General features: G+C 32.0%; 28 protein-coding genes, 3 tRNA genes and 1 pseudogene. 5 read left to right on the forward strand and 27 right to left on the reverse strand.

The genetic code is table 11. The features are described from left to right. Window positions 1-15: 15 nt before the first annotated feature. The 5 genes from ACQY63_RS03555 to ACQY63_RS03575 are packed head-to-tail and all read right to left on the reverse strand — an operon-like array spanning window position 16 to window position 4,053. Window positions 16-1,164: an ABC transporter permease gene (locus tag ACQY63_RS03555; protein WP_428244734.1), complete on the reverse strand. Its 1,149-nt coding sequence runs from the start codon at window positions 1,162-1,164 to the stop codon at window positions 16-18. Continuing rightward, the gene (locus ACQY63_RS03560; protein WP_022164931.1) at window positions 1,151-2,332 is read right to left on the reverse strand and encodes an ABC transporter permease; all 1,182 of its coding nucleotides are present in this window, start codon (window positions 2,330-2,332) and stop codon (window positions 1,151-1,153) included. The genes ACQY63_RS03555 and ACQY63_RS03560 overlap by 14 nt, the downstream gene beginning before the upstream one ends. Next, window positions 2,332-3,105: an ABC transporter ATP-binding protein gene (locus tag ACQY63_RS03565; protein WP_117999440.1), complete on the reverse strand. Its 774-nt coding sequence runs from the start codon at window positions 3,103-3,105 to the stop codon at window positions 2,332-2,334. The genes ACQY63_RS03560 and ACQY63_RS03565 overlap by 1 nt, the downstream gene beginning before the upstream one ends. A 10-nt stretch (window positions 3,106-3,115) precedes the next feature. Next, complete coding sequence (locus ACQY63_RS03570; RefSeq protein WP_022164929.1) at window positions 3,116-3,643, reverse strand: nitroreductase; 528 nt, start codon at window positions 3,641-3,643, stop codon at window positions 3,116-3,118. A 47-nt stretch (window positions 3,644-3,690) separates the two neighbouring features. Next, window positions 3,691-4,053 (reverse strand): VOC family protein, encoded by a 363-nt coding sequence (locus ACQY63_RS03575; RefSeq protein WP_118436369.1) that lies wholly within the window; start codon window positions 4,051-4,053, stop codon window positions 3,691-3,693. A gap of 181 nt (window positions 4,054-4,234) precedes the next feature. Here ACQY63_RS03575 and ACQY63_RS03580 point away from each other — a divergent pair. Beyond that, window positions 4,235-4,375: pseudogene (locus ACQY63_RS03580) on the forward strand (transposase); the annotation flags it as partial. Between the two features lie 116 nt (window positions 4,376-4,491). Beyond that, window positions 4,492-5,733 (forward strand): IS256 family transposase, encoded by a 1,242-nt coding sequence (locus ACQY63_RS03585; protein ID WP_428244735.1) that lies wholly within the window; start codon window positions 4,492-4,494, stop codon window positions 5,731-5,733. Between the two features lie 162 nt (window positions 5,734-5,895). Here the strand turns inward: ACQY63_RS03585 and ACQY63_RS03590 are convergent, their stop codons facing one another. From ACQY63_RS03590 to ACQY63_RS03600, 3 genes are read right to left on the reverse strand one after another with little or no spacing between them, the layout of a single operon-like run. Beyond that, on the reverse strand, window positions 5,896-6,426 hold the full coding sequence (locus ACQY63_RS03590; protein ID WP_428245276.1) for an immunoglobulin-like domain-containing protein: 531 nt from the start codon (window positions 6,424-6,426) through the stop codon (window positions 5,896-5,898). Beyond that, entirely contained in the window at window positions 6,390-6,578 is a 189-nt protein-coding gene (locus tag ACQY63_RS03595; RefSeq protein ID WP_428244736.1) for a hypothetical protein, read from the reverse strand. The genes ACQY63_RS03590 and ACQY63_RS03595 overlap by 37 nt, the downstream gene beginning before the upstream one ends. Beyond that, entirely contained in the window at window positions 6,575-6,802 is a 228-nt protein-coding gene (locus ACQY63_RS03600) for a hypothetical protein (RefSeq protein WP_022164940.1), read from the reverse strand. Before ACQY63_RS03600 ends, ACQY63_RS03595 begins: the two co-directional genes overlap by 4 nt. Window positions 6,803-7,622: 820 nt before the next feature. Here ACQY63_RS03600 and ACQY63_RS03605 point away from each other — a divergent pair. Continuing rightward, window positions 7,623-7,922 carry a transposase family protein gene (locus ACQY63_RS03605; RefSeq protein ID WP_428244737.1) on the forward strand — a complete coding sequence of 100 codons (300 nt, stop codon included), beginning with the start codon at window positions 7,623-7,625 and terminating at the stop codon, window positions 7,920-7,922. A gap of 20 nt (window positions 7,923-7,942) precedes the next feature. Further along, window positions 7,943-8,158, forward strand: a complete 216-nt coding sequence (locus ACQY63_RS03610; RefSeq protein ID WP_412334651.1) for a transposase — start codon at window positions 7,943-7,945, stop codon at window positions 8,156-8,158. Between the two features lie 190 nt (window positions 8,159-8,348). Here ACQY63_RS03610 and ilvC read toward each other — a convergent pair whose 3' ends face one another. Continuing rightward, entirely contained in the window at window positions 8,349-9,374 is a 1,026-nt protein-coding gene (ilvC, locus tag ACQY63_RS03615) for a ketol-acid reductoisomerase (protein ID WP_301956466.1), read from the reverse strand. Window positions 9,375-9,460: 86 nt separating this feature from the next. Then, on the reverse strand, window positions 9,461-9,943 hold the full coding sequence (ilvN, locus tag ACQY63_RS03620) for an acetolactate synthase small subunit (protein ID WP_022164859.1): 483 nt from the start codon (window positions 9,941-9,943) through the stop codon (window positions 9,461-9,463). 305 nt (window positions 9,944-10,248) lie between these two features. On the opposite strand from ilvN, the gene ACQY63_RS03625 reads away from it, so the two are divergent. Continuing rightward, window positions 10,249-10,321 (forward strand) — tRNA-Thr (locus ACQY63_RS03625). Between the two features lie 106 nt (window positions 10,322-10,427). Here ACQY63_RS03625 and rlmB read toward each other — a convergent pair. The 17 genes from rlmB to ACQY63_RS03710 form a co-directional block, all read right to left on the reverse strand. Then, entirely contained in the window at window positions 10,428-11,168 is a 741-nt protein-coding gene (rlmB, locus tag ACQY63_RS03630; protein WP_022164860.1) for a 23S rRNA (guanosine(2251)-2'-O)-methyltransferase RlmB, read from the reverse strand. 2 nt (window positions 11,169-11,170) lie between these two features. Continuing rightward, a complete protein-coding gene (locus ACQY63_RS03635) occupies window positions 11,171-11,614 on the reverse strand; it encodes a Mini-ribonuclease 3 (protein WP_022164861.1) in 444 nt (147 codons plus the stop codon). A 29-nt stretch (window positions 11,615-11,643) separates the two neighbouring features. After that, a complete protein-coding gene (gene cysS / locus ACQY63_RS03640; RefSeq protein WP_117998982.1) occupies window positions 11,644-13,056 on the reverse strand; it encodes a cysteine--tRNA ligase in 1,413 nt (470 codons plus the stop codon). A gap of 19 nt (window positions 13,057-13,075) precedes the next feature. Further along, window positions 13,076-13,699, reverse strand: coding sequence for a serine O-acetyltransferase (gene cysE, locus ACQY63_RS03645; protein ID WP_022164863.1), 624 nt, complete (start codon window positions 13,697-13,699; stop codon window positions 13,076-13,078). Between the two features lie 139 nt (window positions 13,700-13,838). Then, entirely contained in the window at window positions 13,839-14,849 is a 1,011-nt protein-coding gene (locus tag ACQY63_RS03650; protein ID WP_428244738.1) for a GNAT family N-acetyltransferase, read from the reverse strand. Between the two features lie 11 nt (window positions 14,850-14,860). Next, window positions 14,861-15,772 (reverse strand): DUF2156 domain-containing protein, encoded by a 912-nt coding sequence (locus ACQY63_RS03655; RefSeq protein WP_428244739.1) that lies wholly within the window; start codon window positions 15,770-15,772, stop codon window positions 14,861-14,863. 10 nt (window positions 15,773-15,782) lie between these two features. After that, complete coding sequence (gene ispF / locus ACQY63_RS03660) at window positions 15,783-16,268, reverse strand: 2-C-methyl-D-erythritol 2,4-cyclodiphosphate synthase (protein ID WP_022164866.1); 486 nt, start codon at window positions 16,266-16,268, stop codon at window positions 15,783-15,785. Window positions 16,269-16,432: 164 nt separating this feature from the next. Beyond that, a tRNA-Met gene (locus ACQY63_RS03665) sits at window positions 16,433-16,506 on the reverse strand. 54 nt (window positions 16,507-16,560) lie between these two features. After that, window positions 16,561-16,633 (reverse strand) — tRNA-Val (locus ACQY63_RS03670). A gap of 271 nt (window positions 16,634-16,904) precedes the next feature. Further along, complete coding sequence (locus tag ACQY63_RS03675) at window positions 16,905-17,948, reverse strand: IS30 family transposase (protein ID WP_428244740.1); 1,044 nt, start codon at window positions 17,946-17,948, stop codon at window positions 16,905-16,907. Window positions 17,949-18,017: 69 nt separating this feature from the next. Next, window positions 18,018-18,392, reverse strand: coding sequence for a hypothetical protein (locus ACQY63_RS03680; protein WP_428244741.1), 375 nt, complete (start codon window positions 18,390-18,392; stop codon window positions 18,018-18,020). 2 nt (window positions 18,393-18,394) lie between these two features. Further along, complete coding sequence (locus tag ACQY63_RS03685) at window positions 18,395-19,393, reverse strand: ParB/RepB/Spo0J family partition protein (protein ID WP_428244742.1); 999 nt, start codon at window positions 19,391-19,393, stop codon at window positions 18,395-18,397. Between the two features lie 69 nt (window positions 19,394-19,462). Then, window positions 19,463-19,753: a hypothetical protein gene (locus ACQY63_RS03690; RefSeq protein WP_428244743.1), complete on the reverse strand. Its 291-nt coding sequence runs from the start codon at window positions 19,751-19,753 to the stop codon at window positions 19,463-19,465. A 200-nt stretch (window positions 19,754-19,953) separates the two neighbouring features. Next, complete coding sequence (locus tag ACQY63_RS03695; protein WP_428244744.1) at window positions 19,954-20,772, reverse strand: ParA family protein; 819 nt, start codon at window positions 20,770-20,772, stop codon at window positions 19,954-19,956. Window positions 20,773-21,291: 519 nt separating this feature from the next. Further along, the gene (mobP2, locus tag ACQY63_RS03700; RefSeq protein WP_428244745.1) at window positions 21,292-24,255 is read right to left on the reverse strand and encodes a MobP2 family relaxase; all 2,964 of its coding nucleotides are present in this window, start codon (window positions 24,253-24,255) and stop codon (window positions 21,292-21,294) included. 282 nt (window positions 24,256-24,537) lie between these two features. Next, a complete protein-coding gene (gene srtB, locus ACQY63_RS03705) occupies window positions 24,538-25,284 on the reverse strand; it encodes a class B sortase (RefSeq protein WP_428244746.1) in 747 nt (248 codons plus the stop codon). A 67-nt stretch (window positions 25,285-25,351) separates the two neighbouring features. Next, window positions 25,352-25,774: a hypothetical protein gene (locus ACQY63_RS03710; RefSeq protein WP_428244747.1), complete on the reverse strand. Its 423-nt coding sequence runs from the start codon at window positions 25,772-25,774 to the stop codon at window positions 25,352-25,354. Window positions 25,775-25,828: the final 54 nt, after the last annotated feature.

Genomic DNA, 25,828 nt, shown 5'->3' on the forward strand with positions numbered 1-25,828 from the left:
ACTTTTTTAGTTTTTTTAAGCAATTGTTTGTTTCTTACGGCTTACAATATTTGTGGCGACAGCAAACAAGATACTAAAGCCTAAAACTACTGCTCCATTAATTAGTAATGGTTTAATAGCAGTGAAATTAAATCTTTCCATACCTTTTATTAATTCATTATTTGCAACGAAATAATACGTTGGTAAAACGTGTGCTATTTTTATAACATAATCAGGCATATACTCTACCGGCACAAAACATCCACATAAGAACGATGAACCTAGCGCCACCACATTTACAATTCCGCCTATGGCATTTTTATTCTGAGTAATATTTCCAATAAAAAATCCTATGGTTAAACTGCAAATTGAAAACATAAGGGCATTTAAAATGTAAGCTAAGCCATTGGTACTTATAAGCAAATCTTTAAATAAAATTCCACTAAGTACCATGTAGAAAATCCACATTACCAGAATCAGAATACCATTAGTAAGTAAAACAATTCTGTTAAACTTTTTGTAATTGTAGCTACTGATTATTGTTCTTTTTCTAACATTATTTTCTTTTACACTTGCTAAAATCATACTTATGCAGTATACGCAACCTGCCAAAAGAGCATAATTTAAGAAATTGAAATATCTTGTCATACTGCTTAACTTTGATGTATCTAGAGAAGTCTTTAATTCTACTTTTACCTCATCATTTACCACTTTGTTTACTTTACTTATAAGTTCTTCTCCCGTGTAATAATCCTTATATATGTTTATCATTTTTATGTATTTTTCTACCAGCATTTTGGTATATGAGGAATATTGGTCTTTTGTAGACTTATATTCTAATGTGGGCATCTTACCCTCCATTAAATCCTTTCCAAAATTCTTCGGTATGTAAATAATAAAATTAACATCTCGATAAAAAAGTGCATCATCCACGTTTTCTTCATTGTTAATATCAATGTCTTTTATTTCTGAATGTTTGCTTATATAATCTGTAAATCCTTTTGTTATCGCATTATCTCCATCTTTATTTACAATTAATACGTCCGGTTTTGAGTCCTCAAAATCAACTGCATTACTGCCTGATGTTTGGTTTAAAACCGTAATTGAAATAAGTATTGCTGTATAAAGAATCAACATTCCTTTTTTCTTGTTTAATATTTTTAATATTGTTTTAAAGACTGTCATACTTTTCCCTCCTTAAACTTACGAAAGAAATTATCAAACAGACTGCAATAAATATTAATAAATAGAAAACATCCCTAAAATATCTGTTTAATGTATCGTAATAATACAATGAGTAAAAACCATCTGTTATTAAATTGTTAGGATTAACAAGATTAACTATTGGGGCGTTTTTATCGATTTCATATTTAAGAGCTACACCCATCATGCCCGACAAAACAGAGAAAAACATTGTTACAGCTATTGTTATACCTACTTTGGCATTTTCAGACACCTTTAACACAGATGCAATAAGCACACCTAATGATATACCTGCCAAATCACCAATTAATGTAAGTAAAAGAACCAATGGCAGATTACCGCCGAAATCAACTTTAATAACAAATTTCAAAAATGCCATCAAAATTGCTATTCCAACAAGGCTTACTATATATGAGCCAACTGCCGAACTTAGCACGATTATACTTTTTCTGTTAGGCGATACTGAAATTCTTTTTCCTTTGCTACTCATATTTGCCAAACAAGTGTTAATTGCGGTAAGTCCAAGAGTCCCACCATACAAACATGCCATAGCTATTAAAGTATAAAATTCAATTTGCATATAACCTAAATTTGCACTTGATTTGTCCATTAATTTAACATGTGTGTCATTAATTTTTAGCAAATTTTCTTTGGCAATTTTTTCTCCATCAAAAGATGTATTTCCTTTTGCAATTTGTGTTTCTATATTTTTATTGCACAATTCTTCAATAACACTTTTGTTTTGTTTAACTTCTGTTACAACAAATTTAAGCAAAGTTTCGTATGTACCATTTTCTTTTACCACAACATTAGGTTCATTATTTTTAAATTGAATATAACCTTCAATTTCTGAGTCATCTAAAAGAGAATCCGCTTTTTTCTTTGTAACATATTTAATATTAAACAATTGATTCTTACTGTCTTTATCAGATAACTCTTTCAAGGTTTCCTTATAAATTATCTGTTTTTCAAATTGACTGTCATTAACAACAGCAATGTCAAATACCTTTAACTGCTCATCCTTTTCAATATTTGAAAACGCCATATTAAAGAAGATTCCTAAAATAATAGGAAAAGCAAAGGTCCAAAATATTAATATTTTATTTTTGAACAATGTTTGTATTGTATACTTCAAATTATGAATAAACATTAGTCCCTTAATTCCTTTCCTGTTAATTTCAAAAATACATCATTTAATGTAGGGCCTACACGCTCTATTTTTTCTTCAATGTTAGCCTGCTGTTTTAACTCTTCGCTTGTTCCCTGAGCTATTATTTTTCCTTTATCTAAAATAATAATTCTGTCACAAAGAATTTCTACTTCTTCCATGTAATGAGTTGTGTAAACAATTGTTGCCCCATTGTCCCTTAACTTTTTTATGCCATCTAAAATGTTGTTTCTACTTTGAGGATCAACTGCAACTGTTGGCTCATCTAAAAAAATTAATTTTGGCTTATGGGCTATTCCACAAGCAATATTTAATCTCCTTAAAAGACCACCTGACAATTGTTTAGGTAAAAACTTTTTAAATTCACCAAGACCTACTAACTCAATGGCTTCTTCTACATACTGCTTTCTGATTTTCTTATCCTGAATATATAAGCCACAGAAATAGTTTATGTTATCATATACATTTAATTCATCAAAAACAGCAACATCCTGAAATATAACCCCTATTTTTTCCTTTATATCATAGGAATCAGGTTTCATTTCCTCTCCGAAAATTTTAATTGTGCCTTTTTGATATTTAAGCAATGACAAAATTGAGTTAATGCAGGTACTTTTACCACTTCCATTAGGACCAAGTAAACCTAAAATTTCTCCTTTATACACATCAAAAGACAAGTCATCAATTGCCAACTTATTCTTATATTCTTTTGTTAAATTACACACTTCAATTATTTTTTTCTTATTTTTATCCATATTTTTCTCTCTATCTTATATAATAAACTCTATTTTCTTTTCTCTCCGGTGTATTAGGATATTCTCCATCAACATAACCTAAAGCACAATGACCTATACCTTCGTATTCATCTTCAATTCCAAGTGATTTAAGCAATTCCTTTCCCCACTGTGTTTCAAATTCTTCTTTTGCACGATGTATCCAGCAACTTCCAATACCTAAATCATGTGCTGCAAGCATTAGATTACCCATAACCAAACTTCCATCATAAATTCCTGTAGGCCAGTCTTTCTTTGCCAAAACAATTAACATTGCAGGTGCACCATAAAAAGGATCAAAACCTTCTTCCCAACCGCCAATTTTTCTATTCATTTCAGCAATTTCATCTCTAAGTTCTTTTTTAGTTACCTGAATAATTATTGTATTTTGTGTGCCTTTTCCACTAGCTGCATATAAACCGGCTTCTATAATCTTATCAAGTACATCCTGTGGAACCATTTCACTTTTGTACTTACGAATACTTCTTCTTTCCTTCATTTCTTTTAATACTTCACTCATTTTGCTACTCCTTTCAATCTTCTTAATTTCAAATTATTAAAACCTACCTACATTGGTGTTCTCACTTCAATTAAATTTCCGTCTAAATCATAAAACCTTACCATCTTTTGTCCCCAGTTAAAAGTTGTAAGTTCATTTACAAACTTAATGTTAGGATATTTTTGTTTTAAATTATCCACAAAATTTTCTATATTAGTTTCTTCAAAATATAGTTCACTTGCATTATTTTGCAAAATCACATCACCATTCAAAGCTTCTTTCCAAATATTTATATCCTGAAGAACAAGACCTTCGGTTAAAATTATATTTCCGTCTGTGTCTAAAATAACATCTAAACCAAATAAGTCATGGTAAAACTTTTTAGATTCTTCTATATCGCTTACTGTGATTAATACGTTTTTTAATTTCATAGATATGCTCCTTTTCGTATAAATAATATTATACGTTATTTGGAGGATATATGGAATGGAAAAAGAGAGTTTTCTTTGTGCTAGCACAATCGATGTTACGTGGGCTTTGGAGAATGTCAGGAAACGCATTCAAAAGGAAATGCTTCCATTTAAAAGAAAATATTTCAAGCGGAGCCGACGCATACTCAATGCATTTGATTGTCCATATTCTAATGGATTTACTGAAGGTACAAATAATAAGATTAAGGTGATTAAGCGAAATGCCTATGGATTTAGAAATTTTGAGAATTTTAGAAACAGGATTCTAATGACTTCGATTTAAAAATACCAGGTTATGAATGTTATTCGAGAGTGTGAAAGTTTTTCTGTAAATTAAATATTTAAATATAATTAATAGGCCTTCTATGATAAAATTTATTATTATAGGAGGCCTTAATTATGGCAAGAGAAAGAAAAAAAGTACACAAGGTACAAATGACTGATGGCAAACGTGCCATCATCCACCAGCTATTGGATGAATATGACATTCAGACAGCTGAAGACATCCAGGATGCATTAAAAGATCTTCTTGGAGGCACAATCAAGGAAATGATGGAAGCTGAAATGGATGACCATTTGGGTTATTCAAAATCACAACGTTCAGAATCCGATGATTATCGAAACGGTTACAAGTCAAAACGTGTCAACAGCAGTTATGGTTCCATGGAAATCGATGTTCCACAGGACCGTCGTTCTACTTTTGAACCACAGATTGTAAAGAAACGTCAGAAAGACATTTCAGACATTGACCAGAAAATAATCTCAATGTACGCAAAGGGAATGACAACACGACAGATTTCCGACACAATTGAGGATATTTATGGATTTGAAACATCAGAAGGATTTATTTCTGATGTGACTGATAAAATAATGCCACAAATCGAGGACTGGCAAAACCGACCATTAGATGACGTTTATCCTGTTGTTTACATTGATGCCATTCATTATTCTGTAAGGGATGAGGGAATAATAAGAAAACTTGCTGCTTATGTAATTCTTGGAATTACAGTGGATGGAAAAAAGGATGTATTAAGCATAAGTGTTGGAGATAATGAAAGCTCTAAATACTGGTTGTCTGTATTGAATGAATTAAAAAACCGAGGTGTAAAAGACATTCTTGTTATATGTGCCGATGGTTTAAGTGGCATAAAGGAAGCCATATCGGCAGCTTTCCCAAACACAGAATATCAAAGGTGCATAGTTCATCAGGTGAGAAATACTCTTAAATATGTACCCGACAAAGACAGAAAAGCCTTTGCGAAAGACCTTAAGACAATATATCAGGCAGTTAATGAAGAAAAGGCTCTCGAAGCATTAGACAGGGTAACTGAGAAATGGACTCCGAAGTATCCGAACTCCATGAAAAGATGGAAGGACAACTGGGATGTGATATCGCCTATTTTTAAATTTTCAGATACTGTACGAAAAGTAATATATACAACCAATGCCATTGAAAGTTTAAATTCAACATACAGGAAACTTAATCGTCAGAGAAGTGTATTTCCAAGTGATAAGGCATTGCTGAAAGCACTGTACCTTTCAACCTTTGAAGCAACGAAAAAATGGACAACGACCTTAAGAAACTGGGCTCAGGTGTATGGAGAATTGAGCATTATGTACGAAGGCCGTTTGCCTGAATAGCATAAAAAATACCAGGTTATGAATGTTATTCACAACCTGGTTATAAACTTGGGTTACCCCCATGCTTGACAAAGAGCCTCTCTGTTTCCTATAAATATTTAGGGAACAAATTTGAATATTCTGCCAAGTCTTCTTCTCGTATATTTCACACACAGTTACCAATTAATCTATTTTGAATTCAACACTTACATTTTCTTTACCAATTTTTTTAGTGTATCTATAGTTGCCTGAAGTTACACTCTCGTAATATGCATTAATCGGAATATTTATTTTCTTCTCCTGACCACTGCATAAAATCAAGGCAGTTTCTATCCAATTTACATTATTTTTCAATTTTAATTCAACATAATTACTACCTTCCTTTCTTTCTAATCTGCCCGGTTCGTGACTAATATAGTATGTTTCTTTTCCTATATTTTTAACTATTATCTCTAAATCATCTGTTTTCGAAATAACATTTTTTACCACTTTTGCTTCAATCTTTTTGTTGCTATTACTAATGTTTGCTTCCTTTGGTTTTACTATAACTTTAATACTATATTTCTTTTTCCCACACTTAGCCGTTATCCTACATGTCCCCTTTTTTTTACCTTTTATCGTAATTATATTGTTTCTTTTTCCTTTTTTTCTTATTAATTTAACTACTTTTTTATTTGTTACTTTCCATTTAACTTTTTTGTTGTTTTTTTTAATCTTATATTGATTTTCTTTCCCTCTGTAACAGTTATTTTTTTAGTTGAAAATCCTATTTCTTTATCTTTTGTTGCAGCACTACTTTCTTGTATACTAACTAATTGACAAAACATTACAATTAACAGTAAGTATACTATTCTTTTTTTATTCATTCAACATTCCTCCTATATTCTAATGCAACTTTTTCACTATTTTTTTCTGCCACTTTTGTTTTCTCTGTTACGTCGAAATCTATTTGCGAAGAATATTGATATTCTGTCTTATTAACATAATCATACATTACCAAATCGTGCTCTTCTGCATAAATCGTGACCGTAAAACTAAGAAACAGCATCGTTAACATACCAACTATTAAATGCTTTGCAAATTTACTCATATTTACCTACTTATACACCATAAATTTAATAGTAATATATAATATTTTTGTGAATTCTCTATGGTAAAAACCCCCTTTTTCTCATATTTGACATCCTAGTTCTGTCATCTTGTCATTTATAATTGACAACTCCAACTATTTACAAATCCGCCATTTTTATTTCTCCATATATGAATCTCAACAAAAATAATTTGATTTTATATTTTGTTTTTATCAATAAATTTCGCATACTTTTTGAATAATTATTATAGCACATGTTCGTACATATTATTTATGCTTTTTGTATTCCGTGAATATACATATATTTATTGTATTAGTATGCTTAATTGACCAATAAAATTTTATAGTATTTTGACTAATACTCCATTATCTTTTTTCCGCTCTCTGTTACTGATTATAATTTCATAGTAATCTTTCCTTCCTATATTGTCAAGTCCAACTTCACATGGCATCTGTCAATATTAATATTCAAAAAACTGCTTATGTACACATTCCCTTTGCCTTCCGAAGTTGTTCTAAAAATAATCCTATTTTCTTCGAATCCAGTTTACTCCTCCCTCACACTTACAGGTTACTCTATTTAGGAATGTAAGAACACGATGTAAAGCGAGAAATACCAAATATCTTTCACTAGACACCAATGTCTATGAACAATTTAAAAATATTTTACTAATCCCCTGCAAACTGATATCTATATAGGTTCTAAACTTTACTTGGGGGGAAAGTTTAGAGCCTTTATATTTTTACATAAAAAAATAGGCATAGACACCCAAATCCATTATAATTAAATCACCACAAAATAACACAAAGGAGGTCGCCTATGCCTAACAATGATTTTATATCAAATATCTTAGAAATAAAAGACTTAATTATAACAAATGTGGAATCTACACCTGAAAATATATGTATTTCCTTCAAATTAGAAAGACGTGATCATGTTTGTCCAAATTGTGGTGCCATAACAAACAAGGTTCACGACTATCGTAAATCAATTATAAAAGATACTCCAATACTCGGAAAAAATGTATTACTTTTTTATTCCAAACGCAGATGTCATTGTGATTGTTGTGTAAAACATTTTTTCCTAATGCCACCATTGTTATTGATTGATTTCACGTAGTCAGATACGTTACGTGGGCTTTGGAAAATGTCAGAAAACGCATTCAAAAGGAAATGCTTTCATTTAAAAGAAAATATTTCAAGCGGAGCCGACGCATACTCAATGCATTTGATTGTCCATATTCTAATGGATTTACTGAAGGTACAAATAATAAGATTAAGGTGATTAAGCGAAATGCTTATGGATTTAGAAATTTTGAGAATTTTAGAAACAGGATTCTAATGACTTCGATTTAAAAATACCAGGTTATGAATGTTATTCACAACCTGGTTATAAACTTGGGTTACCCCCATGCTTGACAAAGAGCCGCATTTTTCAAATGAACGTCGCCAAAATAAAACAGAAGCAACCTCTTCCTGATGCAAGCATCATTCTGGGATTGCTTCTGTTTTATTTTAAGCGTTCGCTTGAAATAATTGCCTTCGCTTAGTTGTTGATTAATTTGCCGCTTTCGTCATTCCAACTGTAAAGTTTTCTGATTTCTTCTCCAACTTTTTCTGATGGATGTTCTGAAGCTAACTTTCTCATTGCCTTGAAGTGTACCTGACGGCCTGCTGGTGACATGTCAAGTAAGAATTCTTTTGCGAATGTTCCGTCCTGAATGTCTGAAAGAACTTTCTTCATTGCTTTCTTTGTATCTTCTGTTACAATCTTTGGTCCTGTTATGTAATCACCGTATTCTGCTGTGTTTGAGATTGAGTATCTCATTCCTGCAAATCCTGACTGGTAAATTAAGTCTACGATTAATTTCATTTCGTGGATACATTCGAAGTATGCGTTTCTTGGATCATATCCTGCTTCACATAATGTTTCGAATCCTGCCTGCATTAATGCACATACACCACCACAAAGTACAGCCTGTTCTCCGAATAAGTCTGTTTCTGTTTCTGTTCTGAATGTTGTTTCAAGAACTCCGGCTCTTGCTCCGCCAATTCCTAATGCGTATGCTAATGCCATGTCTAATGCTTTACCTGTTGCATCCTGTTCTACTGCTACTAAACAAGGTGTTCCTTTTCCTTCCTGATATTCTGAACGTACTGTATGACCAGGTGCCTTTGGTGCTACCATTGTTACGTCTACATCCTTTGGTGGATTGATGCATCCAAAGTGAATGTTAAATCCATGTGCGAACATTAACATGTTTCCTGCTTCAAGGTTTGGTTCAATGTCCTTCTTGTACATGTCTGCCTGTAGTTCGTCATTTATAAGTATCATTATAATGTCTGCCTGCTTTGCAGCTTCTGCAGCTGTGTATACCTTAAATCCCTGCTTTTCTGCCTTTGCCCATGACTTACTTCCTTCATATAATCCGATGATTACGTCACATCCTGATTCTTTTAAGTTTAATGCATGTGCATGTCCCTGGCTACCATAACCGATGATTGCAATCTTCTTTCCATCTAATAATGATAAGTTACAATCTTCCTGATAAAAAATTCTTGCTTCTGACATTTCTTTGCCTCCATATGTATATTTTTATTTTATTATAGTTAAACTATAAAATAATCTTTTTTACCTAGCCTATTCCTAAATCGACTTTATTTAACACCTCTTGCTAAACCTGTAATACCTGTTCTTACAAGTTCTAAGATTTCGTAATCTTCTAATAAGCTTAAAAACGCTGATAACTTTGACTGACTACCTGTAATTTCAATCATTACACTTTCTTTTGCTACGTCTACGATGTTAGCTCTGAAAATTTCAGTCATAGCCATAACCTGCTGTCTCTGTTCAGGTGTTGTCTTAATCTTAACTAAAATAAGTTCTCTTGTTACTGAATTAGATGGTTCTAAAACATCAACTCTTTTAACATCTTCTAATTTAGTAATCTGCTTTATAATCTGTTCAAGAATGTCATCATCACCTGTTACAACTATTGTCATTCTTGAATAAAGTGGATTCTCAGTTTCACCAACAGTTAAGCTGTCAATGTTGTATCCTCTTCTGCTAAATAAGCCTGCTATTCTGTTCAATACACCTGATGTATTGTCAACTAATACTGATAAAACTTTCTTGTTCATAATGTATTCCCCTTTTCTCAGTTTCTATCAATTAATACTATCACATATAACATTTTTGTCAATGAAACGTATTTATCATTCCTTGTAAATTTTATCAAAAATTTATCCTATTTACAATATATGAATATAACATTTTTTCTTGACCTTTTTTAATATATTTCATATCTGTTTTATACAGCAAGAAATTTATCCACATTTTCTTATTCCCCCAAAGTGCTCCATTAAGGACGCACACTTGTGCAAAAAGAAAATTATTCTGTTGACTAAAAAATATAAATTTTATATACTAATATTTGTTGTGGCAAGCTGCCTTGGCTCAGTCGGTAGAGCGTCGCCTTGGTAAGGCGGAGGTCGGGGGTTCAAGTCCCCTAGGCAGCTTTATAGCTAAAAAGAGTGCATTAAAACTTAATGCACTCTTTTTGATTTCAGTTATTTATTATTTATACAAGCTACTTTCATAATCATTTGAAAGTAGCTTGTATTTTTATTTCATTCTCTGTCTTACGATTTCATACGCCAAAACTCCTGTTGCCACAGAAGCATTTAATGAATCAATATCTCCGAACATGGGAATTGATGCAATAAAGTCGCATTTTTCTTTTACAAGTCTGCTAACACCTTTTCCTTCGTTTCCAACAACCAAACCTATAGGTCCTTTAAGGTCTAAATCGTACATTGTTGTGCCACCCATATCTGCACACACAAACCATAAACCTTTATCTTTTAACTCTTCTATTGTTTTTGAGATGTTTGTAACCTTGGCAACCGGTGTGTAGCTAACTGCTCCGGCTGATGCTTTAACTGCAGTTGCCGTAAGTCCTGCCGCTCTGTGTTTTGGAATAATTACACCATGGGCACCTGCTAAATTTGCTGTACGGATAATTGCCCCTAAATTATGTGGATCTTCAATATCATCTAAAATAACAACAAATGGTGGTTCCCCTTTATCTTCTGCCTTTTTCAAAATATCATCAACTGTTGCATATTCAAAAGCTGCAATATATGCAATAACTCCCTGATGCTTTCCTGTTTCTGACATTTGATCAAGTCTTTCTTTTTTTACATAATTAATTATCGTATCGTGTTTTTTTGCTTCACGTAAAACAGTGTTCATTGAACCTTCTTTGCAATGTTCCAACACAAACAACTTATCTACTGTTTTCCCGGCTCTGAAAGCTTCAATTACGGCATTTCGTCCCTCTATTACAAATTCCTCGTATCTCAAAATTAACCTCTCTTATTTTCTTCGTTATTCTTAAATCTGCTAACAGCCATTTTTATAAGTTCCATCATTCTGTCTGACTGCTTTGTTAAATATAACCATCCCATTAGTGCCTCAAAACCTGTTGCAACTCTGTAATCAGACATTGATGCATTCTTGGCTCTTGTAATTGCCTTGGCATTTCTTCCACGTTTGTAGATTTTCACTTCTTCTTCTGTTAAATCATCCATAATTAAATGAATCATTTCTGCCTGTGTTTGGGCTTTGACTAGATTAGAAGCTGCCTTATGTATTTTGTTTACCTGACGGTTTGCCTCGTCAACAATTACTGTTCTAATGATGATTTCATATATTCCATCACCTATATAAGCCAAAGTCAAAGGAGAATAATCAGTAATTGTTATCTCCTCTAACTCCATTTTGTTTTTTATTATCTCAAATAAATCCATGTTTTGAATTATCTCCATTTTCGCTAAACTTACTTTTCAATATGGTAAGTTGTTCCTTCACGTGTATCCTTTAAAATAATTCCCTTAGAAGCTAACTCATCTCTAATTGAGTCTGCTGTAGCAAAATCTTTGTTTTTCTTTGCTTCTGCACGCTTAGCAATCATTTCATTAATGTATGTTTCTAATTCGCTGTCAATATTTTCTTCTTTCTTTTCTTCAATAGCACCCTTTGTAAGGTCTAATGAAAGAACTTTGTCAAAATCATTTATAATAGCTAATTTTGTTGCCTCATTAGTATCTTCTTTTAATACATCATATACTAATGTAATACCTGAAGCTGTATTTAAATCATTTCCAACAACATCAATGAACTTTTCTTTGTATTCCTTTACTAATTCCTGATTTATTTCGCCATCATTTGTAAGCTTGCCAATACGGTTTCTTAACTTCTTATAGCCGGCAGCTACAGAATCAAGTACCTGGTAACTAAACTGAAGTGGTTTTCTATAATGAGACTGTAAACAGAACATTCTGTACACAACAGGATCATAACCTTTACTTTCTAATAATGAAACTGTAAGGAAATCTCCCTTTGACTTACTCATCTTACCACTCTTATCATTTAAATGATGTACATGGAACCAGTAATTGCACCATTTATGACCTAAAAATGACTCACTCTGTGCAATTTCGTTTGTATGATGTGGGAAAATATTATCAATTCCACCACAATGTAAATCTAAATGTTCTCCTAAATGTTTAATACTAATGCAAGAACATTCAATATGCCATCCAGGGTAACCAACACCCCAAGGACTATCCCATTTTAACTCTTGATTATCAAACTTTGATTTTGTAAACCATAATACAAAGTCTGTTTTATTTTTCTTGTTTTCGTCTTCATCTACATCATCTCTTACACCAACCATAAGTTCATCTTCATCATGACTTGTTAATGTGTAGTATTCTTTAAGCTTTGATGTATCAAAATATACATTACCACCTGCTACATACGCATAATCTTTTTCAAGAAGAACCTTAATCATATTAATAAATTCATCAATACAATTTGTTGCAGGTTCAACTACGTCAGGAGTTTTAATATTTAATTTTTTGCAATCTGAGAAAAATGCATCTGTATAGAATTTGGCAATTTCCATAACTGTCTTATGTTCTCTTTTTGCACCCTTTAACATTTTATCTTCGCCAGTATCAGCATCACTTGATAAATGGCCAACGTCAGTAATATTCATAACTCTCTTTACGTTGTAACCTTCATAACGCAACTCTTTTTCAAGTACATCTTCCATAATATAGCTACGAAGATTTCCAATATGCGCATAATGATAAACTGTAGGTCCACATGTATACATGCCAACCTGTTCTTCTGATATAGGTTTAAAAACTTCTTTTTTCTTTGTTAAAGTATTGTAAATTTTCATATTATCTCCTTTATGTAGACTATTTGTTTTTTAACTTTTCTATTTCATCGTTTAATCTCTTTAATTCATTTTGTACAGGATGTGGAATGTGTACCTGATCTAAATCATTGTGCTGAACCGGAACATTATCCTGTTTTACCACAATACCCGGCACCCCCACAACTGTACAGTTTGGTGGTACTTCCTCCAATACAACAGAGCCTGCTGCAACTTTTGAGTTGTCACCTATTGTAAACGAACCAAGAACTTTCGCTCCCGATCCAATCATAACGTTATTGCCTATAGTGGGATGACGTTTTCCTTTTTCTTTGCCGGTACCTCCAAGGGTAACTCCCTGATATAAAGTAACATTTTCTCCAATTATTGCAGTTTCACCAATAACCACGCCATGACCATGATCAATAAATAAACCTTTACCAATCTGGGCTGCCGGATGAATTTCTATACCTGTCTTTCTGGCTGTTCTTTGTGATATGCGTCTTGCTCTAAAAACTTTTCCTTTTAAATATAGCTTATGAGCTTTTCTATAATTATAAATTGCCCAAAAACTTGGATATAATATTGCCTCAATATCTTTTTTTATTGCAGGATCTCTATCCTTTATTACTTCTACTTCTTCTTTGTAAAATTTTAAAAATCCCATTTTAATCTCCAAACTAAATTCGTCTAATTACTATATATGCATTATATTTTTAATTTAATATCTTATCAGTCAAATACTTAATTAATTATGACACTACAATTCTTTATAATACCACAATTTCTAAAGTATACCACTTTTCTTAAACATAATCGTTTATGAAAAAGCTGTCTTTTTTACAAACCGTTGGAAAATTTGGTATTTTTTTATAGCCAAATATGTGTGCTGTAAGTTCTCCAATACTAACATCAAAATCTACATCTTCCTGATTTTCGATTTTGTCCAGCTTAACACTTCCATGATGGAAATTCATCTTAAAGCATCCATTATTTTCGTTTAAAATCGGATCTGTAATCCTTATTGTTCTTTCTTTAAAATCCTTAAAAGATAACAACCTCAATGTTTTTCTAATATTAATAAGTCTTGCCATTGCGTATGGTTTTCTAACATCACTTTGCCAACTAAGAGTCTGCAAACTGCTGTCTAACACTTCTTCTAATATTTCACCATCTATAAATATTCTGTACCCAACAATTACTTTCTTTTGGATAAACAACTCTATTTCGCCATTTTCAACTTCAACTAACTCAAGCATTTGCTTAAAATAGTCTAAATCTTTTGATAAAGCAATGCGATGGTTACTGTCCATTGCCTGCTGTGCAAAAATTGATAGCTTTACTAAATCTGACTTTTCGGCTTTTCTTCTAATAACAGAATGGCTTGGCTTTCTTCTATGCTCTTTCTCCATCATTTCCCGCTTGTCCATAACAAATTCGAAACCGAATTTTCTATATATTTCTGCATTTTCAGGACTTGATGGAATTAAATATGTAAAAACATCCATATTTAAAAACATACTTGAAATAACGTCCTGAAATATTTCTTTTATATATCCTTTTTTTCTATATTTTTCCCATGTAGCAACTGCATAAATGTAAGTTACATTTGTTTTCAGGTTTCCTACAACTGCATCTTTTGGAATCAAATGAATAGCAGATACAATTTCACCATCCTTTTCATTAACCACTACCTCGTTTTCACGAATTCGTTTGTCAAAGTAGTAATCAACAAACTCTTTTGTATCTTCTTCAAAACAATGCTCATACAAATCTCTTATTTTTGTTTTTTCATTATTCTCAAGTAATCTTACCATAACCACTCTCTCTACTTCTGAATTATTGTGTATTTCTCTACCATATAAATAGGATTATATGATAATTTGGATTTTCTAAGTCCCTCAATTCCCATGTCGTCTTCTCTGTTTTCTTTTCCTGCCAGTGGAAATGCTTCAATTAAAAACTGGCTACAAATATACTGATAAAGTCCTCTTATTTCCGGATTTGCCTTTTCTACCGGCAGATAAACCATATCTTCCTGTTCATAATAATTTCCTATGCAGAAAGACTCTAATTTGCCATCTACATACACACCGCCAATTTTGTAATCAAAAACTTCTTCATTATCCAAAATATATTTGATTCCTTTTGCTTCACTGTCTATAAACTCATGTTCTTCAGCATGACTTTTTGTTTCTTTCCATTTTTCCAAATATTCTAAAATTTCTTTTTCATTTTCTTTACCTAGAATCTTAAATGAGTATCGACCTTCATATTCTTTCTTAAAGGCATTTAGATGATTTTTCTTCTTGTGGTATTTTTTGCCACTGAAAGTTCTTAGTTTTTCAGCATCATATACATAATCGTAGTATGTTCTGTCAGGTATTACTATATATTCATCTTCCGGCAAATCTAAAGTTTCAAGAGCCTTCTTATCAACAAGGTACATTGTTAGTTTCTTCTTTAATACATTGTTGAAATAGTCCTGTGTTTCAAGGAAACATTCTTTCAAGTCTTCTTCCCTGCAACAAGGCACTGATGAATAGTATTGATTATCTTCACTCTTTGCCACCCACATTAATCCATGTTCATTTGTAAAATACCATGTTGGATAACAATTCTCCCAAAGGAACAAATCAAGTATATTACTGTCTGCCGTCTCCGGTCTTCTTAAATTGTAATATTCATTTATTTGGTTGTAGTCCTCTATTTTTATTTCGTGTAATTGATAATCTTTCATATTTTGCCTTCTATCTGTTATGTATATTCTCCTCTAACAATACAATAGCCTGTGATGAAATTCCAAGTCCTTCCCCTGTAAAACCTAACCCTTCTTCTGTTGTTGCTTTTATGCACACCTGATTCACATTAATATTTAATACATCTGCCACATTTTTCACCATCTGTTCCCTGTAGGGAGCAAGTTTCGGTTTCTGGCATATAATTGTTGCATCAATATTTCCTATTACATAATTATTTTCTTCTAATAATTTTCCTACATGCTTCAATAATTTAATACTTGAAATATCCTTATACTGCGGATCAGTATCAGGGAAATGTTTTCCTATATCACCTAATGCTGCTGCACCAAGTAAAGCGTCCATAATTGCATGAACAACAACATCTGCATCTGAATGTCCAAGAAGTCCGTACTCGTATGGAATCTCCACTCCGCCTAATATTAATTTTCTGTTTTCTACTAATTTATGGACATCATATCCCATCCCTATTCTCATAGTATTCTCCTATTAAATTATATTTTTCCGCAAAGATGCTTTTATTATACCACACTTTTTAATAAAATCATTATATTATGTACAAAAACGAAAAAAGTTATCTAAGCCCTTAGTTTTGGTAAAAAAAAACCTAAAACAAAAAAAATTTTAGGGCAATAAAAAAGTAGCGAGAGGGGGATTCGAACCCTCGACACCACGGGTATGAACCGTGTGCTCTAGCCAACTGAGCTATCTCGCCACAATGAATAACACATAAGTGTTAATTATTAAATTGTCATTTGAAAACTATAAATGGGACCTACAGGGCTCGAACCTGTGACCCCCTGCTTGTAAGGCAGATGCTCTCCCAGCTGAGCTAAGATCCCATTGCTTTCAAACTGCTTTATTAATATATACTTTTGAGCGAAAATTGTCAAGCACTTTTTTTATTTTTTTAATATTTTGTAAATGTCAAGTTTAAACGCAAATAAATTTTCCAAAATAAAAAAATAACTTTTTTCAGAATAATTTATCTAAAAATCAGTTATCTTTACCCTCTAATCCTTATATTGTTTTTATTATATATTATAAAAGACCAAACTATCCCCTATATGGATTATATTCTTGTTTTTACATATTAATCATTAATTATTATTGTTAAATTGCCTGCTCTAACTTATACATTTCATCTGATGATTTCCATCCTAATATTTCTCTCGGATATTGATTAATCCAATTTTCAACTTTTTGTACTTCTGATTTTGAAACATCATCAAAATTAGTTCCTTTTGGAAACCACCTTCGTATCATTCTGTTTAGATTTTCATTAGAACCTCTTTCACAGCTTCTGTACGCATGACAGTAATATATTTTAGTACGTTTTCGTTTTTTGTTACGTCTGCTTCTTTCCATTCCTTCCCAGTCAGAAAACTCTGTTCCGTTATCAACGGTAATACTTTTAAATGTTTCCCTGAATCTCTTTTCGCCTAAATCTCTTTCAATTCTGTTTAATGCCTTTACCACTTCTTCAGATGTATGATTATTTAAAAGTCTTATGATTTCCTTTCTTGTTTTTCTTTCAGTTAAAACAAGCAGCGTTTTCTCTACTTCTCCCTGAGCTCCAACAACAGAATCCATTTCCCAATGTCCTACTTCTTCTCGTGTTTCTATCTCCTTAGGTCTTTTATCGATGCTTGTACCTTTACTAAATCTTTTCTGTACTTTTTGTTTTCGTTTGATTTTCTTCTTTCTTCTATATGGAAGATCCGCCAATACAACATTTGGAAAGACACCTGCTTTAATATAGTTATAGAATGTTGTAAGGCATATCTTTGTCTTATATTCCATTCCGTCCCTTTTTATTTCTTCCATGATGGCTGCCGGTGAATAATGGTAATCTGATATCATCATTTCAACATATTCGATAAATTCTTCATCTTTTTCATGCATTATTCTTTTTCTTCCGCATTTACGTTTATTTTCTTCGTATTTAATCTGACCTTTATCATAGCTGTAAATTTTCTTTTCCGACCAGTCAGAACGATTTCTTCTTACTGTCTTTCCTCTTTTAATTTCTCTATATATCGTTGAATAATGATATCCTAACTGTTCAGCTATTTTAACCGGCTTCATTCCTGACTCATACAAAGCTTCTATTTGTATTCTGTCTTCTCTCCTAAGTTGATTATACTTTTTCCCCATATCTTCATTCTCCTATGTACATTAAAAAATTTAGGAAGCAAAACTGCTTCCTAAACCAAAACATTTATTTTATTTTCTTGTTATTTCTATGTTGCTGTCATCCATCGTAATAAGTAAAGCACAATAATTAACTAACGCCTGAAAAAAAGCTTGTGAGAAATTAGCTCCCTGCTCTTCTGCAATCTCTTCAAGTATTTTTTTCTGTGTTTTATCTATATATCCACAAAGCAATGCATCACGCCTTATGTATTTTGGATTAGTTCTTTCCTTTATTAAAATTCGTGGATCTATGTGATTATCTCCATTGATAAAATTTCTTACAGCTTTTCTTATAAATACAACCTGTGTTAATTCTTCCCTGACTGTCAGGTATTCTACCAACCTTAAGCATTCTTCAGTAATGTATGCTGAAAATGCAACTGCATTTTTTCTCGTTCTCTGCATGGCTATCCTTTCACTATTATTTTTTCTAACTTATTTATAATCTTATGATACTCTGCTTCTTCTCTCTCCGTTAAAACAACTTTTCCAGAAGCCAGTGCATTTTCTATATTTGCAATATCATCTACAAACTGCTCCGAAGTAAGTTCTTTTGTTTCTTCCTTGTCCCTGAACTTTTCAACATCTGACGGTTTGATTTTTGTATGTTTTGATTCTTCCGCAAGCTTTTTCTGCTCACTTGATTTTAACATACTCGATGCTTTTTCTGCAACTCCAACTGATATGTTATCATCCAACATTGCGTTGAGCAAATCAGGATCTGCATTATTCTGTACCTTTTCGAACTTGTTTATTTGTCCTCTGGACATTCCGGTTGTTTCTGTCAGTATATCTCTGGTTGATCTACCTTTTATCTGAACTTTGCTTTCTTCTCCATTTTCATCTTCTCCGGTAATTGATTCAACACCTTTTAATCTTAACTCTTCAATTATCTCTTTCCACGCCTGCAATTCATTATACTTATCAGCATCAGAATATTTTCTTGCCTCTTTGTTTGTAGTTATGATTGCATATTTTTCCTTGTTTTCATCTGACAGTGGTAATTTAATTTTATCTAAATCTTTTACAACGCATGGAATCAATGTATATTCATTCCAATCCTCTACTGTGTCATCTGCGATTAACATATCAATTGCTGTGATTCTTCTTTCACCCCCAAGTAACATATAATTTCCATCTTCAAGTCTTCTTACGTTAATTGGTTCGGCGAGTCCATAGTTTTTGATTGACTCTTTTAACTCTTCTATATTATCAATGCTGTAATTATTTTTTGGATTCTTTTTAATTTTCTTTCTTTCAATATTCGAAATTTTCAGCTTAACAATGTCTCTGCTCTTGTCATCCAATAAATCATCACCAAGCATATATCTCTCTTCTGGAATTGTATTTTCCTTTTTGTTTTCTTCTCCAAACCCGCTTATTGAATTTATACTAAACTTTCCCATAATTATTCTCCTTCATATTTTTAACTTTAGCGGTCATTAATGACCCCCTTATTTTTCTATCCTCATCGATTAAAATGTCATTATAAATAATAACACAGTAAATATAATTATCACATTCATTGACAACATATATAAAGCCATTAACGCCAAATTTGTATTACTGCCAATTACCATAGCGAGAAATCCTAAATCTACAAAAAATGTTTGCCATGAAGCTTTAAATGCCATGAGTAATCCTTCTTTGTCATTTTTCTTACGATACCGATATATTCCATATATCATAATTATAATACTTGCTACTTCCATTAGTCCTAACATAAAGTAAGGCATTTTATCAAGTATCTTTTCTAAATAATTCATAAATTTTCTCCTAAAAACAGTTTATTATAAAAATCAACATTTCAACTATAATAATGCTCATAAAAGCCAAACATCCGCCATATATGTACATCTTTGAATCTTATATAAATCCTAAGGATAAAAGTACAACACTCCAAAAAAAAGCTAAAATTTCAAATACTTTCATCATAATAAATTTTCTCCACAACCCTTCCGTTCTTTTATGAATTTCTTTTTAAAATATATTTAGTAAGTTCTATATAATCTTCCGTTACCTTGCATTTATTTTTTCCTGAATCATATTCAAGTAATGGTTTTTGAACAAGACTACATTCTTCTATATTTTTGCTGCTTCCAATTGTTATAGGTAATATATTATTTCCAAACTTGCTTTTCATGATTTCGTAAACTGCTTTGGAAACATTCTTTCTTCCATTCCATTGTGTAAAAAATATTCCGCCTATTTTCAGTTCTGTGTTATATTGTGAAACAGTTTCAAAAACACTCGTAACAAGTCCTACTCCCAACAATGAGCCGCCATCGCATTTAAGCGGAATATATAATTCATCTGCGGCTGCTAAACCATTCATATTTATTAAAGATAGTGAAGGGCTTGTATCAATTATGCAGTAATCATATTCATCATCTAATTGAGCCAGTTTGTTTTTCAATTTGAATTGTTGTGGGGATGCCACATCAGATTTAATTATGTCCTCTGCCTTTGATAATGTTAGGCAGCTTGGTATTATATCAAGATTTTTATATTTCGTTTTTACAATACAGTCATGTATGTCTGCATCTTTATCTAATAGAAGCTTTTCCACCCCTATATGATTTCCACTATTTCTTCCTTTGCATATGTCTTCGAAAATTTCAGTAAAGTTAATTTCACTAAACATCATTGAGCAGTTCATCTGTGGATCTAAGTCTATATTCAAAACTCTCTTTCCAAAATATTCTGCCATCATATGCGATACTGTGTTTACTGTTGATGTTTTTCCTACACCGCCTTTGTTATTAAAAAATATAATTGTTTTCATCTTTCCATCTCCTTTGTATGTTGTTCAATATATAACGTATACTATCATTGTATTATTATATTGTCAATGTATTATATACATCTTTTTTACATTTTCTCGAAATATGTGGTCATTAATGACCACCTGCTTTTTCATGCTCTTTTATCTTACTTTTGTTGATTTCAACTCTAAGGGGTCATTAATGACCTCTAAACTTTTTCTGTCTCTTTTATCTCGCTTTTCGTGATTCCAACTTAGGGGGTCATTAATGACCTCTAAACTTTTTTTGTCTCTTTAATCTTGCTTTTCATGATTTCAACTTAGGGGGTCATTAATGACCTCTAAACTTTTCTGTCTCTTTTATCTCGCTTTTTGTGATTCCAACTTAGGGGGTCATTAATGACCTCTAAACTTTTTTGTCTCTTTAATCTTGCTTTTCATGATTCCAACTTAGGGGGTCATTAATGACCCCTAAACTTTTTTGTCTCTTTAATCTTGCTTTTGATAATTCCAACTTAGGGGGTCATTAATGACCTCTAATTATTCTTTCTCTTCTCCTCGTTGCATCAACATTTCATGCTCTCTTAAATTCTGTCTTCTCTGCCATTCATTCTTCATTGACTTCTTAAGAAATTGTGCTGCATTACTTAACAGCATTGCACTTGTTAATCCGATACTGCTACCATGTTCTTTTAAAACATACTGATTTTTCAAAAAATTCTGTGCAAATTCATTTCCCTGTTCAGCAGCATTATTAATCCATTCCATTCCCAATGTTCTGTTCTGATTTACGACATTACCTGCCAGATATGTTATTCCAAGTGTTACTGCCGCAGAGCTGTTTCCATCTTTAAATGACTGTTCTAAATAAGCTATACCTTTTTGCGCATTAAACACACTACCATCCTTATCTAAATACATCTTACCGAGATAATACTCTGAATATGGTTTTAGATATTCGTTGGAACACTTCATGAATTCTTTTTCTGCTTTTTCATAATCCTTTCTCTCATAATTAATTTTTCCTAAAATATAGGAAGCAAATTCGTTGTCCTGCTCTGATGCCATATTTAAAAATCTTTCTGCCTTTTCCATATTTATCTCAATCTTTTCTCCCCTGTAATATTCTCTTCCAACGTAATATTGTGCAAAAACATTTCCGTCCTCAGCAGACCTTTCAAGGTACTTGATTCCTTTTACAAAGTCATGTTGTTCATAACTCTCATCCATATAAATTTTTCCAAGGTTATACCATGAGTATTTGTTATCACTTTTTTCAAAATGTTCTATCGCCTTATCAATCTGATTATCATTCATATATAATTTGCCTAACTTGTAGGAAGCAAATTCGTTACCATTGTCTTCTGCCATTCGATACCATTTAACTGCTTCATCCAAATCCTGCATTCCATATTTTTCTGATGCATATACATTTCCAAGTGTATACATTGCCATACTGTTATTTGCTTTTTCGGCTGCATCTTTCAGGTACTCAATGGCTCCCGGTATTTTATCCTGATAATTTTCTTCAATATATATTTGTGCGAGTTTATTCATTGCATACACATTTTTGGCTTCTGCTGATTTTTCCAAAAATTCTATTCCTGTCTTTTTATCCTCATCAACACCCTGACCTTTTATGTACATCATTCCGATTCTGTATTCCAAATTGTCATCTTCCATTTTCTGCTCCATTGTCATGAAACCTACAAAAGCCTGATCGTATAACTCATTTTGGGTGAAACCGTATTTTTCAGTAACCTCTCCCTGCTCAATCATGTTTGCAGCCTTATATGAGGCGTATGCATTTTCATCACTAATGGAAACGAATATCTTATAAGCTGCATCATAATCCTTTTCTACAGCCTGACCATAATATAACATTTTGCCTAGCATGTACTTAGCATAAACATTGTCCGGAGCATTATTAAAACATTCAAGTGCCTTTTCGTAATTCTGTTCAGTGCCTAAGCCATAATAATGCATCTTTCCAATTCTGTAATTCAAATACTGTTTATTTTTTTCTCCACCTTTCAGCTTATAATTAAATCCTTTTAATGCTTTTTCATAATACTTATCAGCTGTGGATTGACTGATTTTTCTTCCTCTTCCATTTCTATAGACTTCGCCTAGTTCATATGTAGCAAGAAGATTTCCCTTTTCGTGTTCAGTAATCAATAAACTTATTGCTTTTTCATAATTAGGATTTTTATCATGTATTAATCTTTTTGCCAGTTTATAATTTTTGCTCCATTTATAATACACTTCTTCCATTTCAACTTCCGGTTCTATAAAGTTGTCAACATCTTCTGCCAAAGAATCTTCTGAGTTATTTAATTCTGTCCTGTTTGCTTCTTCAATGATTCTGTCAATTTCAACTTTTTCATTTTCAAATATGTTCTCTTCACCAATCTCCTTTATTGTTTCTTCTTCGAGTTTTCTTATCTCTTTGTCATAATTTCGTATTTCCTTAAGAACCGCATTTCCCATTCTGGTATATAAATCTTTTAGTTTATTATTTTTATAATCTTTTCCACTGTCACCATATGCTGTCCTGTATACTTGCTGTTGTGTTTCGATTCTTTCAAGAAGTTCCTCATATTCTTTAGCATGATATTTTTCAATGTACATTGTTGTTATTTCGTCTATGTTATCCCTTAGTTTTGCAATAATCGAATTATTATAATTCCACAGATTTCTGCTCACATCCGGCATCATTTTATAAAGTTCTTCAAATTTATTTATAAACTCCTTGTCAGTAGATATTGGATGCTCCTTCTTTTGATTTACAATACTGTCTCGAATTATATTGTTTATCTTGATGTTGTTTTCTTTATCATTAACTAATTCCTTAACAACATGACTTTTACACTTCTCAATACTGGACTGTTTGAATCTTCCTTTATATTCCATCTTAACAACAGGTTCTCCCTTGTCATCAAGGATAGGTTCTTTTATTCTCTTCCCTTTTTCATATCTGTAGTTATACTGAACATACTCTTTCTTTTCTCTCATTGGAACAGGCTCAACCGTTGCTACGTGTATATGAAGATTGTCTGTATTAAAATGGATTGCACCTGACCAAACAGCATTTTCTAATTTTTCATTTTCAAGCATTCTTCTCACTGCTCCTCTTGCAACTTCCTTCAGTTTGCCCTCATCTATTAATGTTCCGTCATCATTTATTATTCCGTATTGATTCAGCCATCTATTGTCAAACGATATTACAGTTTGCCACATGATTGATTCATTTTTTTGTGCCTCTGAAAAAATCTCCTTTAAATTATTTTTCTCCTTGAGTGTTAATTCGTTTTTCTCTGCCGTAAACAATGATGTTGTTTTTTTAGGATTTCCCATGTAATCCTGATACAGATTATATTTAGCTGTATTCTCATTTCTGACTGCTTCTGTTCTGTTAATGTAATCAATGTATCCTTGATATTTTGATGTATGTGGACGACAAAATTCTGTCACCACAACAACGCCTGCTTTAATTTCTCCCATGATTTTATTAAGGTGACAAAGTTGTCACCCTGTTCCTTTCTGATTTAGGTGACAAAATTGTCACCCTATTTCTCTTCCGGTTTAGGTGACAAAATTGTCACCCTATTTCTCTTCCAGTTTAGGTGACAAAATTGTCACCCTATTTCTCTTCCGGTTTAGGTGACAAAATTGTCACCCTATTTCTCTTCCGGTTTAGGTGACAAAATTGTCACCCTACTTTTCTTCTGGTTTAGGTGACAAAGTTGTCACCCTATCTTTCTTTTCTGTTAGCATTAATAACCACTAAAGTAATTTACATACGATTACCATCCTGCTGTTTTTGTTTGTATTCTCACAGGTTGATAATGTAAGCAGCTTATCTTTCAATGTAATCTTTTCTCCTGTCTCATAGAGTTTTATCTTTTCGAGTTCTTTTATATATCTTTTCTTTCGCTTCTTATTCCTCCAATTACTTACATTGTAATATTCAAAAGAACTTTTTTTATTTACCTCTGAAACAAAAGCATAAACAATTTTATATTTTCTATTTCCTTGCAATGTGTTAAATCTTACATATTTATGATTATCATAAAATGTTTTATCCTTGTATTTCATCAGGTCTGAAAACATTGTTCCATTATTCATGTGATGTCCGTAAATTACCGTATTAAATGCAGCTATTTTAGTTGTACAGTTTTCACCTATAAATGGTGTTCCGTAAATTGAATATTGCTTCTTAAAATTTCTCATTAGGTAATAGTCAAATTGTTTTCGTGTTTTCATTACCGGGTAATTTATTTTTGTATCTTTTATTTTTATCCATCCGACAAAATCATTGTTCTCCTTAAACAGTTCTAAATACTTCTTTTGGATTTGTTTACCATTTACTTTTGTCTTTCCTTTCTGGTCTTTATCAATCTTGTCTTCAACTGTATTAAAAAGTTGTTTCTGCTTATAAGCTTCATAATAATAGTCTGCAATTTTAAAGCCACTAAAAAACACAACAATTAACAATATAATCAATACTAATTTATTAATAATTCTTCTCATTTTTTCCTACCTCTTTTCTAAATTTATTTAGGGGGTCATTAATGACCCCCTGTATGCTTTATGTGTATTATTTATTTTTTGAAATTGTACTTTGACTTTGTTTTCGCTTTCTCTCATCACTTTGCTGTTTAAAATGAGCAATCTTATCCTTTATATTCTGTTTTGATTTTTTAATGATTGGATGAGGTGCGAACTCAACAGATATAAGTGCATCGGCTTTTATCATGTGTAAAAATGTGTTCATCGCATCCAATAAAACTATGCTGTTCTGTTCCGCTATTTTCGTAGCCCACTTAAGTCTTTCACTTTTCATATATGATTCTTCCATTTCATTCACTACAGCTTTAGCTATATTTTTTGAAACACTATCTGATTGAAGCAAAAAACTTACAGCTGCACTGTCTGTTTTTAGTCCAAACTCTTTTTTTACATTTTGTAATTTTTCGTATTCCTCTTCAGTAAAATAAATGTTTTTTCTTATTGATGACATATTTTCTCCTAATGTTTTACTTTAGGGGTCATTAGTGACCCCTTACTTTTTTAA

The sequence above is a fragment of the Eubacterium sp. Marseille-QA0814 genome (assembly GCF_965119675.1).
Taxonomy (GTDB): Bacteria; Bacillota; Clostridia; order Lachnospirales; family Lachnospiraceae; genus Eubacterium_G.

What these genes read in the sequence shown, in the direction of transcription:
- cysE (WP_022164863.1), bottom strand. Translation starts at nt 13,699, where the DNA reads ATGGGATTTTTAAAATTTTACAAAGAAGAAGTAGAAGTAATAAAGGAT.
- ACQY63_RS03585 (WP_428244735.1), top strand. Translation starts at nt 4,492, where the DNA reads ATGGCAAGAGAAAGAAAAAAAGTACACAAGGTACAAATGACTGATGGC.
- ACQY63_RS03575 (WP_118436369.1), bottom strand. Translation starts at nt 4,053, where the DNA reads ATGAAATTAAAAAACGTATTAATCACAGTAAGCGATATAGAAGAATCT.
- ilvC (WP_301956466.1), bottom strand. Translation starts at nt 9,374, where the DNA reads ATGTCAGAAGCAAGAATTTTTTATCAGGAAGATTGTAACTTATCATTA.
- ACQY63_RS03595 (WP_428244736.1), bottom strand. Translation starts at nt 6,578, where the DNA reads ATGAATAAAAAAAGAATAGTATACTTACTGTTAATTGTAATGTTTTGT.
- ACQY63_RS03710 (WP_428244747.1), bottom strand. Translation starts at nt 25,774, where the DNA reads ATGTCATCAATAAGAAAAAACATTTATTTTACTGAAGAGGAATACGAA.
- ACQY63_RS03685 (WP_428244742.1), bottom strand. Translation starts at nt 19,393, where the DNA reads ATGGGAAAGTTTAGTATAAATTCAATAAGCGGGTTTGGAGAAGAAAAC.
- ACQY63_RS03565 (WP_117999440.1), bottom strand. Translation starts at nt 3,105, where the DNA reads ATGGATAAAAATAAGAAAAAAATAATTGAAGTGTGTAATTTAACAAAA.
- ispF (WP_022164866.1), bottom strand. Translation starts at nt 16,268, where the DNA reads ATGAGAATAGGGATGGGATATGATGTCCATAAATTAGTAGAAAACAGA.
- srtB (WP_428244746.1), bottom strand. Translation starts at nt 25,284, where the DNA reads ATGAGAAGAATTATTAATAAATTAGTATTGATTATATTGTTAATTGTT.
- mobP2 (WP_428244745.1), bottom strand. Translation starts at nt 24,255, where the DNA reads ATGGGAGAAATTAAAGCAGGCGTTGTTGTGGTGACAGAATTTTGTCGT.
- ACQY63_RS03635 (WP_022164861.1), bottom strand. Translation starts at nt 11,614, where the DNA reads ATGGATTTATTTGAGATAATAAAAAACAAAATGGAGTTAGAGGAGATA.
- ACQY63_RS03690 (WP_428244743.1), bottom strand. Translation starts at nt 19,753, where the DNA reads ATGAATTATTTAGAAAAGATACTTGATAAAATGCCTTACTTTATGTTA.
- ACQY63_RS03655 (WP_428244739.1), bottom strand. Translation starts at nt 15,772, where the DNA reads ATGAAAGATTATCAATTACACGAAATAAAAATAGAGGACTACAACCAA.
- ilvN (WP_022164859.1), bottom strand. Translation starts at nt 9,943, where the DNA reads ATGAACAAGAAAGTTTTATCAGTATTAGTTGACAATACATCAGGTGTA.
- ACQY63_RS03555 (WP_428244734.1), bottom strand. Translation starts at nt 1,164, where the DNA reads ATGACAGTCTTTAAAACAATATTAAAAATATTAAACAAGAAAAAAGGA.
- ACQY63_RS03695 (WP_428244744.1), bottom strand. Translation starts at nt 20,772, where the DNA reads ATGAAAACAATTATATTTTTTAATAACAAAGGCGGTGTAGGAAAAACA.
- ACQY63_RS03560 (WP_022164931.1), bottom strand. Translation starts at nt 2,332, where the DNA reads ATGTTTATTCATAATTTGAAGTATACAATACAAACATTGTTCAAAAAT.
- ACQY63_RS03675 (WP_428244740.1), bottom strand. Translation starts at nt 17,948, where the DNA reads ATGGGGAAAAAGTATAATCAACTTAGGAGAGAAGACAGAATACAAATA.
- ACQY63_RS03570 (WP_022164929.1), bottom strand. Translation starts at nt 3,643, where the DNA reads ATGAGTGAAGTATTAAAAGAAATGAAGGAAAGAAGAAGTATTCGTAAG.
- ACQY63_RS03600 (WP_022164940.1), bottom strand. Translation starts at nt 6,802, where the DNA reads ATGAGTAAATTTGCAAAGCATTTAATAGTTGGTATGTTAACGATGCTG.
- ACQY63_RS03605 (WP_428244737.1), top strand. Translation starts at nt 7,623, where the DNA reads ATGCCTAACAATGATTTTATATCAAATATCTTAGAAATAAAAGACTTA.
- cysS (WP_117998982.1), bottom strand. Translation starts at nt 13,056, where the DNA reads ATGAAAATTTACAATACTTTAACAAAGAAAAAAGAAGTTTTTAAACCT.
- ACQY63_RS03650 (WP_428244738.1), bottom strand. Translation starts at nt 14,849, where the DNA reads ATGGTAAGATTACTTGAGAATAATGAAAAAACAAAAATAAGAGATTTG.
- ACQY63_RS03680 (WP_428244741.1), bottom strand. Translation starts at nt 18,392, where the DNA reads ATGCAGAGAACGAGAAAAAATGCAGTTGCATTTTCAGCATACATTACT.